The 12,900-nt window shown below is 59.0% G+C and carries 11 protein-coding genes; 8 read left to right on the forward strand and 3 right to left on the reverse strand.

Features of this window, described 5'->3' with window-relative positions:
• The first annotated feature begins 195 nt into the window (after window positions 1-195).
• On the forward strand, window positions 196-657 hold the full coding sequence (locus PAF20_RS01625) for a tellurite resistance TerB family protein (protein ID WP_271072017.1): 462 nt from the start codon (window positions 196-198) through the stop codon (window positions 655-657).
• 9 nt (window positions 658-666) lie between these two features.
• Here PAF20_RS01625 and PAF20_RS01630 read toward each other — a convergent pair whose 3' ends face one another.
• The gene (locus PAF20_RS01630; RefSeq protein ID WP_271072018.1) at window positions 667-1,386 is read right to left on the reverse strand and encodes a response regulator transcription factor; all 720 of its coding nucleotides are present in this window, start codon (window positions 1,384-1,386) and stop codon (window positions 667-669) included.
• A complete protein-coding gene (locus PAF20_RS01635; protein ID WP_271072019.1) occupies window positions 1,379-3,256 on the reverse strand; it encodes a PAS-domain containing protein in 1,878 nt (625 codons plus the stop codon). The genes PAF20_RS01630 and PAF20_RS01635 overlap by 8 nt, the downstream gene beginning before the upstream one ends.
• A 185-nt stretch (window positions 3,257-3,441) precedes the next feature.
• Here PAF20_RS01635 and PAF20_RS01640 point away from each other — a divergent pair, with 185 nt between their 5' ends.
• From PAF20_RS01640 to PAF20_RS01670, 7 genes are read left to right on the forward strand one after another with little or no spacing between them, the layout of a single operon-like run.
• Complete coding sequence (locus tag PAF20_RS01640; protein WP_271072020.1) at window positions 3,442-5,418, forward strand: long-chain fatty acid--CoA ligase; 1,977 nt, start codon at window positions 3,442-3,444, stop codon at window positions 5,416-5,418.
• Window positions 5,415-6,257: an ABC transporter ATP-binding protein gene (locus PAF20_RS01645; protein ID WP_434802932.1), complete on the forward strand. Its 843-nt coding sequence runs from the start codon at window positions 5,415-5,417 to the stop codon at window positions 6,255-6,257. The genes PAF20_RS01640 and PAF20_RS01645 overlap by 4 nt, the downstream gene beginning before the upstream one ends.
• A gap of 21 nt (window positions 6,258-6,278) precedes the next feature.
• A complete protein-coding gene (locus PAF20_RS01650) occupies window positions 6,279-7,265 on the forward strand; it encodes a branched-chain amino acid ABC transporter permease (protein WP_271073230.1) in 987 nt (328 codons plus the stop codon).
• A 2-nt stretch (window positions 7,266-7,267) separates the two neighbouring features.
• The gene (locus tag PAF20_RS01655) at window positions 7,268-8,344 is read left to right on the forward strand and encodes a branched-chain amino acid ABC transporter permease (RefSeq protein ID WP_271072021.1); all 1,077 of its coding nucleotides are present in this window, start codon (window positions 7,268-7,270) and stop codon (window positions 8,342-8,344) included.
• Between the two features lie 50 nt (window positions 8,345-8,394).
• A complete protein-coding gene (locus PAF20_RS01660; RefSeq protein WP_271072022.1) occupies window positions 8,395-9,678 on the forward strand; it encodes an ABC transporter substrate-binding protein in 1,284 nt (427 codons plus the stop codon).
• 56 nt (window positions 9,679-9,734) lie between these two features.
• Window positions 9,735-10,559 carry an ABC transporter ATP-binding protein gene (locus tag PAF20_RS01665; RefSeq protein ID WP_271072023.1) on the forward strand — a complete coding sequence of 275 codons (825 nt, stop codon included), beginning with the start codon at window positions 9,735-9,737 and terminating at the stop codon, window positions 10,557-10,559.
• Window positions 10,560-10,605: 46 nt separating this feature from the next.
• A complete protein-coding gene (locus PAF20_RS01670; RefSeq protein WP_271073231.1) occupies window positions 10,606-11,826 on the forward strand; it encodes a phenylacetate--CoA ligase family protein in 1,221 nt (406 codons plus the stop codon).
• A 57-nt stretch (window positions 11,827-11,883) separates the two neighbouring features.
• Here PAF20_RS01670 and ppk2 read toward each other — a convergent pair whose 3' ends face one another.
• Window positions 11,884-12,789, reverse strand: a complete 906-nt coding sequence (ppk2, locus tag PAF20_RS01675; RefSeq protein WP_271072024.1) for a polyphosphate kinase 2 — start codon at window positions 12,787-12,789, stop codon at window positions 11,884-11,886.
• Window positions 12,790-12,900 lie beyond the last annotated feature (111 nt).

The following is a 12,900-nucleotide window of genomic DNA, read 5'->3' on the forward strand; positions in this document are numbered from 1 at the left end:
AATAGAAACAGTGTGTTATGACCGGCATGAATAACTAAGCGCTGAACACTGTTCGGTTCCTGCTGAGAATGATCGGCCAGGCTTTGACAGAGCCGAAGAATTTTCGAACATTTACCGGTCGCAAACGCGGCTGATCTGTAGCGGGTACTTTACCAATATGCTTGTTGTTTCCGAGCGATAGCGTATCATTCAGCCATGTTTCGTAACCTCATGTCACGCCTGTTCGATCAGGATGAGAAAAGTGCTCCGCTGCAAGAACAGGACGCGGAAGTCGCGATTGCGGCCCTGCTTGTGCGGGTTGCCCGCGCGGATGACCGCTATACGGCGCAGGAAGCGGCGCGGATCGACCATATTCTGGCAAGACGGCGTGGGCTGGATGACAATGAGGCGGCAGAGCGTCGTGCAGCCGCCGAAATGATCGAGGGGGAGGCACCAGATACGGTACGCTTCACACGGCAGATCAAGGACCGCATCGCTCTGGATGACCGGACGGGTGTGTTGGCGGCCCTGTGGGAAGTCACCTATATCGACGGAAAGCGCTCGCCAGATGAGGAATCGCTGGTCCGGCTTGTTGCCGGGCTATTGGGCATCAGTGACCGCGATTCTGCCCTGATCCGACAACGCGTTCTTGCCGATCTTGGCGTAAGCGAAAGCTGACGCGACCTTTCAAGACCAGCTTACTTCGGCCAAGAAGATGTATCCTGCGCCATAGATCGTCTTGATGAGTTGCGGGTTCTTGGGGTCTTCGCCAAGCTTGCTGCGCAGCCGCGAGATACGGACATCTATGGCGCGATCGAAGCTGTCGCCACCAGCCGAACCAAGCGATTCCTGCATTTGCGCACGAGAGATCAGGCGGCGAGCACTTTCAAAGAAGATGCGCAGGATCTCTGCTTCGGCATGGCTCATCGGCGTTTCGCTGCCTTCGGGCGAGGTCAGAAGGTAGCGGTCGAAATCTGCGGTCCAGCCGGCGAACCTTGCACGACTGCGCTGATCCGTAGCCGTCTTGCCAGTGGGACGGCGCAGTCGCGCGCGCAGCCTCGCCAGAAGCTCTGCCGGCTCGAATGGCTTGATGATGTAGTCATCCGCGCCCAGTTCCAGCCCAATGACACGGTCCTGCACTTGCGCGCGCCCGGATACAATGATGATAGCCGCGCCCGACTGCATCGCCAGCCGGTGGACCAGTGCCAGGCCGTCGCGGTCCGGCAATCCAAGATCGACCAGACATGCATCCGGGGTGATATGACGAAGCGCTGCCTCAAATTCTGTCGCGCGGGCAAAGCCCATGATGCGGAACCCTGCCGCCTCCAGTGCATCTGACATGATTCGCCTGATCTCCGGCTCGTCCTCAAGAATGGCGACGAGTTGCTTCTCGCTGTCTTCAGTCATTCAGCACCCTGTTAAACGTTTCTGAAAGCGATCCTGCGTCGAACGGTTTGGTCAGAACGACCCCGCCCACGGATTCACGCAGTGGATCGCCCGGCGGAAGGGCGGTCATCAGCACCGTCGGCGGACCCGAAGAGGTGCTGAGTTCCGAGCCTAGACCATCACCCAGCTGGATATCCGACAGAATAACCGAAATTTCGGGCAGGTCCGCAAGTTGCCTTGCCTCGTGAAGGGTCGCCGCCTCTACCACCGAATGACCCATGCCGGTCAGCATGGTACGCAGCACTTCGCGCAACTCGTCATCATCTTCGACCAGAAGGATCATCTGAGGGCGCACCGGATAGTAAGGCAGGCGCAGGCGGGCGCGCGCCCCAGGCGTCTCGCCCCGGTTGGAAAGATGGAGCGTGCCGCCCGCTAGCTTTGTCTGATCGAAAACCATCGCCAGACCAAGCCCCGAACCCTGTCCCTGCTTCGTTGTGAAAAATGGTTCTGTCGCGCGGGTAAGCGCTTCTGGCGTGAAACCAGGACCGGTATCGGTCACGATGATCTCCAGCCAAGGGGCTGCGGCGCGGGCTTTTACCTTTATTTCGCCCGGCTGACCGTCGAGAGCATCGCGGGCGTTGAGGATCAGGTTAAGAATTGAATCCTGCAATTGTCCCGGATCAACCATCAGCGGCGTGTCGGAAAGATCGCATTGCAGTTCCAGAAGCATATCCGGCCCCAGACTGGGGCGGGCCATGTTGCACAGATCCTGTAGCAACGGCCCTACCTGCACCGGCTCTCGAGTGGTTCCAGGTGGTGCCGCGATCTGGCCGATCCGATCCAGCAGTTGCACCCCGCGCCGCGTGGCTGCCAATGTCGCCTGCACGTCGCTTTTAGCGTCATCTGGCAGGTTGGCGCGAGAAAGCCGGTCCTGAAGTCCAAGTATGACGGTCAGCAGGTTGCCGAAATCATGCGCCAGACCGGATGTGATCTTTGCGGCAAGCTCTCGGCGGGAGGCATGCGTAAGCGCCTCTCGCACCTCGACCTCGGCGGTGACGTCAGTTGAAAGGATATAAACGCCATTTCCCGCGCGATCCGGCGTCAACGCAATACGAATTCGGCGCCCCGATTCGGCGTCGCTCATCTCAAAGACCTGGCTGCGTCCGGCAAGCGCATTTTCCAGATAACGCCGCAGAACCGCAAAATTCGCCGGACCAAGGACCTGTTCGACCGTCAGCCCGACAATGTCGCTGCGACGGCCCGGAAATATCTGCGGAAGCTGCCCGTTAGAAAACAGATAGCGGAAATCGGGGTCCATATGGGCGATATGCGCGGCCACCATTTCGGTAACCTGGCGTGTCCGCGCTTGCGTCTCGGTCACGACCCGCTTGGTTTCCTGCAAAGCCGATATTGTGGCAGCCAGCTTGCGGTTTGCAGCGGCCAAGCGCTCTGCGTGATCCAGCACCTGCTCCGATAACACCTCAGAGCGTACTCGCAGAAGCTCTTCTTGGCGGCGCATGTCGGAGATGTCGGTATAGACCGTAACCCATCCGCCTTGCGACAGCGGCGCGCCTTCAACAGCCAACCATTGTCCGTTAGATCGCTGACGTTCCATGTAATGGGGCTGAAAAGTTCGCGCTTGCTCGACCCGCACGCGTACAGCTTCATCGGGATCGTCTTGCGGGCCATACTCACCCCGCACGACAAGGTAGCGTACTATATCTTCGAAATATGCACCGGGTCTGGTCAGGTTATCGGGCAGGCCAAGCAGTGTTTGGAACTGGCTGTTCGCTACCGCAAGGCGTAAATCGGAATCGAAAATGGAAATGGCCTGACCGATGAGGTTCAGCCCCGACTGCATCAGTTCAGCCCGTGAATTTCCGATGATCATCCCATCCTCCGAGCATCTGATTAGCACCGTGACCGGGTTTCGTGAAGCGCGTTACAATTTGTTAGAATCGCGAAAAATTCCAGCAAGTATCAGGCGCCAGGTTACGCATACCAATCAGTGGACGAATAAGAATCCGCACTGGTTGGCAGCCGACCCCCGCCAACGGGCCGGAAATGGGAGGAGACATGGCGAACACAGCCGAACCCGCCGCAGCGGGTCTGCAATCCATACCCGCGCTTCTGGCGCGTAACGCCGAAAGGCTGGGTAATCGCCCGGCCTATCGGGAAAAGGAATTTGGCATCTGGCAAAGCTGGACCTGGTCTCAAGCAGCCGAAGAAATCCGGGCACTGGCCTTGGGGATGCTGAATCTGGGTCTGGAAAGGGGCGACCATGTTGCCGTTATCGGCCGGAACCGTCCCGCTCATTACTGGGCAATGATGGCCGCGCAAATGTGCGGTGCGATTCCGGTTCCTCTTTATCAGGACGCCGTCGCGGAAGAGATGGCCTATGTCATGAACCACTGCGGCGCACGCTTCGTCGTCTGCGGTGATCAGGAACAGGTCGATAAGGTGCTGGAGATCGGCGATGACGCGCGGTCGGTCGAGCAGGTCATTTATACCGACAAGCGCGGTATGCGGAAATACGACCACGGCCACATGAACGCGCTTGCCGATGTGCAGGAAGAGGGGCGGGCCGCAGCGCAACGTCTTTCCGCAGAGCTTGACGCCCGCATCGCCGAGCTGGATTACGACAGCACATGCGTGATGCTTTATACCTCTGGCACGACGGGCAAGCCCAAGGGCGTTGTCCTGTCCAACCGCAACATTATCGAAACGGCGAAAAATACCAGCGAATTTGACGGCCTGACCTATCGTGATGAGGTTCTGGCCTATCTGCCGATGGCATGGGTGGGCGATTTCATCTTCTCGATGGGTCAGGCGACGTGGACCGGCTTTACCGTGAACTGCCCGGAAAGCGCGGCCACCATGATGACCGATCTGCGAGAGATCGGTCCAACCTATTTCTTTGCACCGCCACGCGTGTTCGAGGGTCAGCTCACCAATGTGATGATCCGGATGGAAGATGCCGGTCGTTTCAAGCGGTGGCTCTTCAAGCGCTATATGGCCGTGGCCAACCGCGTCGGCCCTTCGCTTCTGGATGGCAAGCCGGTGGGTCTGGGCGGTCGGCTGTCTTATGCCCTGGGTAAGCTGTTCATCTATGGTCCGCTGAAGAACACGCTGGGCTATAGCCGCATCCGCGTGGGCTATACGGCGGGCGAGGCGATCGGGCCGGAGATTTTCGATTTCTACCGCTCGCTTGGGATCAACCTGAAACAGCTTTACGGCCAGACCGAGGCATCGGTCTTTATCACCCAGCAGCCCGACGGCGGCGTTCGTTCCGATACTGTCGGCGTGCCATCACCAGGTGTGGAGTTGAAAATCGGTGACACCGGCGAAGTGTTCTATCGCAGCCCGGGCACCTTCGTCGAATATTACAACAATCCGGAAAGCACCGCCTCGACCAAGGACCCCGAAGGTTGGGTTGCCACCGGGGATGCCGGTTTCTTTGAAACCGAAACCGGCCAGCTTCGCATCATCGACCGGGCCAAGGACGTGGGCAAAATGGCCGATGGCAGCATGTTCGCGCCGAAATTCGTTGAGAATAAGCTGAAATTCTATCCCAACATCCTTGAAGCCGTGGTGCTGGGAAATGGCCGCGACTACTGCACCGCGATGATCAATATCGACCTGAACGCGGTTGGCAACTGGGCAGAGCGGAACAACATCCCCTATGCCTCATATCAGGAACTGGCCGGGCATCCGCAGGTCTATGCGACGATCAAATCCCATGTCGAAGAGGTCAACCGTTCCGTCGCCGAGGATGAGATGCTGTCCGGCTGTCAGATCCACCGCTTCCTTGTTCTGCATAAGGAACTGGACGCCGATGACGGGGAACTGACCCGCACCCGCAAGGTCCGCCGCAATGTGATCGCAGAGAAATTCTCTGATCTCGTCACCGCGCTCTATGACGGTTCCGACAGCGTCTATACGGAAACCGAAGTCACCTATGAGGACGGGCGCAAGGGCAAGATCAAGGCGACGCTGAAGGTTGAAGATGCGGCCGTTGTGGCAGGCGAACAGCAGAAGGTGGCGGCAGAATGATGGAAGCGAATTTACACGACACCCCCGCACCGACTGAGGGCTACACCACCGCAGATGGCCGCCAGATCGGCCCCGTGGTGATGGACCTGAAGAACATCACCCTGCGCTTCGGCGGCGTGGTGGCGATCAAGGATATCAGCTTTGACATTCGTCAGGGAGAGATCCGCGCCATTATCGGGCCGAACGGTGCGGGCAAGTCCTCGATGCTTAACGTCATCTCGGGCTTCTACACTCCGCAAGAGGGCGAGGTTTGGTTCAAGGGTTACAAACGCGGCCCGATGCGCCCCTATCAGGTGGCGCGGCTAGGTATCGCGCGGACTTTCCAGAATATCGCGCTGTTCGACGGCATGTCGGTTCTGGACAACATCATGACCGGGCGGCTGAACAAGATGAATGCGGGCTTCCTGTCGCAAGCGCTCTGGTGGGGTGCCGCAGAACGCGAAGAGGTCGTCAACCGCGAACAGGTTGAAAAGGTCATCGACTTTCTGGAAATCCAGAACATCCGAAAGACGCCGGTGGGTCGCCTGCCATACGGGCTGAAAAAGCGCGTTGAACTCGCCCGCGCTTTGGCTGCCGAACCGCAGATATTGCTGCTGGACGAACCCATGGCCGGCATGAATGTCGAAGAGAAAGAGGACATGTCCCGCTTTATCCTCGACGTGAACGACGAATTCGGCACGACCACTGTCCTGATCGAACATGACATGGGCGTGGTCATGGACCTGTCCGACCGCGTCGTCGTCATGGATTACGGCCGCAAGATCGGCGACGGCACACCGGATGAGGTGCGCGGCAATCAGGAAGTCATCGACGCATATCTGGGGGTGGCCCATGACTGACGCTATTCGCAAGGGGGCCCGCTGATGGACCAGCTTCTTTTCGCATCCGAGGTCTTCATCAACGGTCTGATGACCGGGGTGATGTATTCCCTCGTCGCGCTTGGCTTTGTACTGATCTACAAGGCATCTGGCGTGTTCAACTATGCCCAGGGCGTGCTGGCGCTGTTTGCCGCGCTGACGCTGGTGGGCATTATGGAAGGGCAGATCCCCTTCGCGCACCTGATAAACGCGGTTTTCGGCACGCATCTCAGCCATTTCGGATGGACCGTTCCCGCCGTGCTGGCGATCATCCTGACGGCTGGCGTCATGGTGATACTGGCGATTCTGATTGAAAAGCTGGTGCTGAAACATCTGGTCGGGCAGGAGCCGATCATTCTGTTCATGGCAACCATAGGCCTGGCCTATTTCCTTGAAGGCGTGGGCGACGTGATGTGGGGCGCCGACATTAAAACCCTTGATGTGGGGCTGCCGCAGGGCATTTCCGATGCGGTTGAGCAGACGACTGCAAACTGGTTCGGCTATGGTTTCTTCATCGACCGGCTGGATATCTGGGCGACGATTATCGCGGCCCTGCTGGTCGCGGCCCTGGTGGCCTTCAGCCAATACACCAAGCAGGGCCGTGCGATGCGCGCTGTGGCTGACGATCATCAGGCGGCGCTTTCGGTCGGGATCAGCCTGCAATTCATCTGGATCATGGTCTGGTCCATCGCCGGTTTCGTGGCACTTGTCGCGGGCATCATGTGGGGCACCAAATCGGGCGTGCAGTTCTCGCTGTCGCTGATCGCGCTCAAGGCGCTGCCGGTGCTGATGCTGGGCGGCTTCACTTCGATCCCCGGCGCGATTGTCGGCGGACTTATCATCGGCGTGGGCGAAAAGCTGTTCGAGTTCTTCGTCGGCCCCATGGTCGGCGGCGCGACCGAGAACTGGTTCGCCTATGTGCTGGCGCTGATCTTCCTCGTCTTCCGGCCGCAGGGCCTGTTCGGCGAACGCATTATTGAGAGGGTTTGACGATGTTCTACCGCGAGGCAGGCGATTTCAAGACGACCTATCGCGACGATGGGCAAACGTTCCCGATCAAGCTGGACCGCTTGGGCTACTACGCGATCCTGTTCGTAGCCGCCCTGGTGATCCCCTTCATCATCAACGACTACTGGGCCAACGCGATCCTGCTGCCGTTTCTGATCTATGCGGTGGCGGCCATCGGGCTGAACATCCTTGTGGGCTATGCCGGACAGGTCAGCCTTGGCACCGGCGGGTTCATGGCGGTGGGGGCGTATTCGGTCTATAAGCTGATGACCGCCTTCCCGGATGTCAGCATCATCATCCATATCCTTCTGGCAGGCGGAATGACCGCGCTTGTCGGCATTGCATTCGGCCTGCCCAGCTTGCGGATCAAGGGCTTTTATCTGGCCGTAGCGACGCTGGCGGCGCAGTTCTTCCTTGTCTGGCTGTTCAACAAGGTGCCGTGGTTCTACAACTATTCCGCCTCGGGTCAGATCAACTCGCCTGAAAGGACCGTGCTTGGCTGGGCCGTCACCGGACCCGCCGCCAGCCCGTCGGCGAAATATATCATCTGCCTTCTGTTCGTCATCTTCGCGGCATGGGTGGCGCGGAACCTGACGCGCGGCACATATGGGCGCAAATGGATGGCCATCCGCGACATGGACATCGCGGCGGAAATCATCGGGGTGAACCCGCTCAGCGCGAAGCTGTCGGCCTTTGGTGTCAGTTCGTTCTTCGTGGGTATCGCCGGTGCGCTTCTGTTCGCCGTATATCTGGGCGCGGCAGAGGTGACCGAGGCGTTCGGTATCAACAAATCCTTCCTCGTCCTGTTCATGGTTATCATCGGCGGGCTGGGATCGATCTTCGGCAGCTTTGCGGGGGCCGCGTTCCTCGTGATCCTGCCGGTGTTCCTGAAAAACGTCCTTGTCGGCACGCTTGGCTGGCCGACGGACCTTGCCGCCCATTTCGAACTGATGATCGTGGGCGCGCTGATCATCTTCTTTCTCATCGTCGAGCCGCACGGACTTGCGCGGCTGTGGCGCTTGGTGAAAGAGAAACTGCGGCTGTGGCCGTTCCCGCATTGATAAGCAGAACCGGTGCATCCGGCAAATTAACCCTTGGGAGGAGACCAAGTATGAAACTGAAATTTACCGCACTGGCAGCCGCAGCCATGATGGCCGCAGCACCCGCCATGGCCGATCTGATCGTGCCGAACCTGTCCTATCGCACCGGCCCTTATGGCGCGGGCGGCACCCAATATGCCGACGGGTTCAACGATTACTTTACCCTGCTGAACGAACGCGATGGTGGCATCGGCGGAGAGATCATCCAGGTCCCTGAATGCGAAACCGCCTATAACACGGAAAAGGGCGTCGAATGCTATGAGGCGACGAAGGAAGGCGCATTGGTCTTCAATCCGCTTTCCACTGGCATCACCTATCAGCTGATCCCGAAAGTGTCGGTTGACGAAAAGGTGCTGTATACGCCCGGCTATGGCCGCACTTCGGCCAAGAATGGCAAGGTGTTCGAATGGGTCTTCAACGCGCCGGCCAACTACTGGGACGGGGCTTCGGTCGCGATCAAGTATCTGCTGGATGAGAACGGCGGCGATCTGAATGGTAAGAAGATTGCCCTCGTCTATCACAACTCGGCCTACGGCAAGGAGCCGATCCGCACCCTTCAGGAACTGGGCGAAAAGCACGGGTTCGAACTGATGGAAGTCCCGGTCGAGGCCCCCGGCCAGGAACAGAAATCGCAATGGCTGCAGATCCGCCGCGACCAGCCGGATTACGTGCTGATGTGGGGCTGGGGCGTGATGAACCAGGTGGCCATTCAGGAAGCCGCCAATATCCGCTTCCCGATGGAGAATTTCATCGGTATCTGGTGGGCCGGTTCGGAACTGGACGTGCAGCCCGCGGGCGATGGGGCCAATGGCTATAAATCGCTGACCTTCAACGGTGTCGGCACGGATTATCCGCTTTATGATGACCTCCAGACCCATGTCATCGACACCGGCAAGGCGTCGCAGGGCGGCGAGCATGTCGGCTCGGCCGTGTATTCGCGCGGCATGTATGCCGCAGTCGTCATCGCCGAGGCGATCCGCAAGGGTCAGGAAATGGCGGGCACGTCTGAGATCACCCCGGCGCAGCTTCGCGAAGGGTTCGAACAACTGGAGATGACGGATGAACGGCTGGTGGAAATCGGCCTGCCCGATTTCGGCCCGGCCTTCTCGCTGTCCTGTGCAAATCACGGCGGCAACGGGATGGCGCGTCTGCAGCAATGGGATGCAGAAGCCGGTCAGTGGAACCTGATCACGGAGTTCACCGAACCCGATGCCGAGATCCTTGATCCCCTGATCGCCGAGGATTCGACTGCTTACGCCGCTGAAAACAGCCTTGAAGAGCGTAGCTGCGAATAAGCCACTTACCCCGGCGGATTGTTCGCCGGGGTCACCACCTGCCGTAAGGAAACGCCATGCTTGACGCCACGCCAACGACCGAGAACCTGCTGGAAGTCAACAATATCGAGGTGATTTATAATCACGTCATCCTCGTGCTGAAGGGCGTCAGCCTGTCGGTGCCGAAGGGCAGCATTACCGCGCTTTTGGGCGGCAATGGTGCTGGCAAGACGACGACGCTGAAGGCGATTTCCAACCTGCTGGCATCTGAACGCGGAGAGGTCACAAAGGGCAGCATCACTTATCGCGGAGAGCGTGTGGCCGATCTGAACCCGGCCTCGCTGGTCAAGAAGGGCGTCATACAGGTCATGGAGGGCCGGCATTGCTTCGAACACCTGACGGTCGAGGAAAACCTGTTGACCGGCGCCTATACGCGCGGCGACGGTGCGGCGGCGGTCAAGGCCGACCTTGAAATGGTCTACAATTATTTCCCTCGCCTGAAAGAGCGTCGCAAGTCGCAGGCGGGATACACCTCGGGCGGTGAACAGCAGATGGTGGCGATGGGACGCGCGCTGATGTCGCGTCCTGAAACGATCCTGCTGGACGAACCCTCGATGGGTCTTGCCCCGCAGCTTGTCGAACAGATCTTCGATATCGTGAAGGCGGTGAACGAAGGCGAGGGCGTGACCTTCCTGCTGGCTGAGCAGAACACCAATGTCGCCCTGCGCTTTGCCCATTACGGCTACATTCTGGAGAATGGTCGGGTCGTGATGGACGGTAAGGCCGATGCATTGCGCGAAAACCCGGACGTCAAGGAATTCTATCTCGGCATGTCTGACAAGGGCAGGAAGAGTTTTCGCGATGTCCGCTCTTACCGGCGTCGCAAACGCTGGCTGTCGTGAGGTAAGCGTCCGACATGTGGCAGAGCGGAAGAATGGGGGAAATGTGATGGGCGGATTCTACGACGATCTGGAAATGCGCAGCGATGAAGAGCGTCACGAATGGCTGGAAACATCGCTGCCAATCGCAATCGGTCGCGCAAAAACAGCCCCGGCACTTGCGCGGCTTCTTCGCGATGTGGAGCCTAATGATATCCGCGATCGTGCAGCGCTTGCTGCTTTGCCCGTCATCCGCAAGGCGGAACTGACCGAAGCCCAAAAGAAGAACCCGCCCTTCGGTGGGTTTGCGACGCGGTTGGCGGCAGAATTCGATTATATCTTCCAATCGCCCGGTCCCATTTATGAGCCCGGCCGACGTGGTGCGGATTGGTGGCGCCTTGGCCGCTTCTTGCACGCCTTGGGCGTCGGAAGGGGCGATATCGTCCAGAACTGCTTTGCCTATCACCTCACCCCGGCCGGAATGATGTTCGACAGTGCAGCGCATGCCGTCGACGCCGCCGTGTTGCCCGCGGGTACCGGGCAAACGGACCTTCAGGTGCGCGCTGCCGCGGATATCGGATCAAATGTTTACGCAGGCACACCGGACTTTCTGAAGGTGATCCTGGATCGTGCGGATGAGCTTGGCGAAAAGCTGGCCATAACACGCGCTGCCGTCGCAGGCGGGGCGCTCTTCCCGTCTCTGCGCAGTCACTACGCGGATCGCGGGATCACGACGCTGCAATGCTATGCCACGGCGGATCTCGGCAATATCGCCTATGAATCTGAAGCGATGGAGGGGATGATCGTTGATGAGGGCGTGCTGGTAGAGATCGTTCGCCCCGGCACCGGCGACCCGCTGCCCGATGGCGAGGTTGGAGAGGTTGTGGTCACAACGCTGAACCCGGACTATCCGCTTGTGCGCTTTGCGACGGGCGACCTGTCTGCCGTTATGCCCGGCACATCGCCATGCGGGCGGACAAATATGCGCATCAAGGGATGGATGGGACGCGCAGATCAGACCACGAAGATCAAGGGCATGTTCGTTCGTCCGGAACAGGTGGCCTCTCTGGTGGCCCGGCACCCAGAAATTTCCCGCGCCCGCGTCATTGCCGATCGCGCGGGAGAGATGGATACGATGACCGTCCAGATCGAAAGCCCGCGCGGGGCCGAATCCGAATATGCAGGCTCTGTTGTTGAGGCGCTGAAGATGAAGGGTCGGGTTGAAATCCTCGCACCCGGAAGCCTGCCGAATGACGGATTGGTGATCGAGGACCGCCGCAAATACGACTGATCGCATCAGGCGTTCAGAACGTGGGCCGGCGAATGTCTTGCCAGCGGCCGCCCTGATTCAGAACTTCTGCGGCACGTACAGGTCACGCGGAAGAACGTCACGCTCGTAATCCGGATTGAAAACCCGATCCGGCAGCGTAATGTTGTCATGCGGGATTTCGGTATATGGCATCAGCGAAAGCAGATGCGCCATGCAGTTGAGCCGCGCGCGCTTCTTGTCATTACCTGGCACGATATACCACGGTGCCTCGGGGATATTCGTGCGCTCGAACATCTCTTCCTTGGCTTTGGTATAGGCCTCCCACCGGACGCGGGCCTGAAGGTCCATCGGTGACAGCTTCCACTGCTTCATCGGGTCATGAACGCGCATGAGGAAGCGCATCTGCTGTTCCTCATCTGTGATCGAGAACCAGTATTTCACCAGCCTGATGCCGGAACGGACCAGCATGCGTTCGAATTCAGGGACGTCGTCGAAGAATTGCTGAACCTGATCTTCGCTGGCGAAACCCATGACCCTTTCGACGCCGGCGCGGTTATACCAGCTGCGATCGAACAGCACGATTTCGCCGCCGGCGGGCAGGTGCGGGACGTAGCGTTGGAAATACCACTGCGTTTTTTCGCGGTCGGACGGGGCGGGCAGCGCAACGACGCGGGCGACGCGTGGGTTAAGGCGCTGCGTGATCCGCTTGATCGCGCCCCCTTTGCCGGCGGAGTCGCGGCCCTCGAAGATGACGACGACCTTTTCCTTATAGTGGCTGACCCAGTCCTGAAGCTTGATCAGCTCTGACTGAAGACGCAAAAGCCCTTGAAAATAAGCCTTTCGGTCCATCTGGTTGGGGTGGGTATCGCGATAGATCTGCTTGATTTCCTGGCTGAGAACGGCGTCCTCAAGCTCAAGCTCATAGTCCTCGTCCAGCGTGTCCTGAAGCTCTGCTTCGAGCCAGTCCTGCGGTTGGTCTTCCATCACGTCCTCCGGGTCAACATGGCGGATATAAGCGCGAATTGTGACGGTTTTGTAGGGGCTAAAGGTGTATGATCCGCGTAGAGAACTTGTGTATATCCCGTATATAAAGCG

Origin of the sequence: Paracoccus albus, from assembly GCF_027913035.1 — a bacterium.
GTDB classification, from domain to species: domain Bacteria; phylum Pseudomonadota; class Alphaproteobacteria; order Rhodobacterales; family Rhodobacteraceae; genus Paracoccus; species Paracoccus albus.

Excerpts from the sequence above, each read along its gene's own strand:
- PAF20_RS01625 (WP_271072017.1), top strand. The coding sequence starts at position 196 with ATGTTTCGTAACCTCATGTCACGCCTGTTCGATCAGGATGAGAAAAGT.
- PAF20_RS01630 (WP_271072018.1), bottom strand. The coding sequence starts at position 1,386 with ATGACTGAAGACAGCGAGAAGCAACTCGTCGCCATTCTTGAGGACGAG.
- PAF20_RS01635 (WP_271072019.1), bottom strand. The coding sequence starts at position 3,256 with ATGATCATCGGAAATTCACGGGCTGAACTGATGCAGTCGGGGCTGAAC.
- PAF20_RS01640 (WP_271072020.1), top strand. The coding sequence starts at position 3,442 with ATGGCGAACACAGCCGAACCCGCCGCAGCGGGTCTGCAATCCATACCC.
- PAF20_RS01645 (WP_434802932.1), top strand. The coding sequence starts at position 5,415 with ATGATGGAAGCGAATTTACACGACACCCCCGCACCGACTGAGGGCTAC.
- PAF20_RS01655 (WP_271072021.1), top strand. The coding sequence starts at position 7,268 with ATGTTCTACCGCGAGGCAGGCGATTTCAAGACGACCTATCGCGACGAT.
- PAF20_RS01660 (WP_271072022.1), top strand. The coding sequence starts at position 8,395 with ATGAAACTGAAATTTACCGCACTGGCAGCCGCAGCCATGATGGCCGCA.
- PAF20_RS01665 (WP_271072023.1), top strand. The coding sequence starts at position 9,735 with ATGCTTGACGCCACGCCAACGACCGAGAACCTGCTGGAAGTCAACAAT.
- PAF20_RS01670 (WP_271073231.1), top strand. The coding sequence starts at position 10,606 with ATGGGCGGATTCTACGACGATCTGGAAATGCGCAGCGATGAAGAGCGT.
- ppk2 (WP_271072024.1), bottom strand. The coding sequence starts at position 12,789 with ATGGAAGACCAACCGCAGGACTGGCTCGAAGCAGAGCTTCAGGACACG.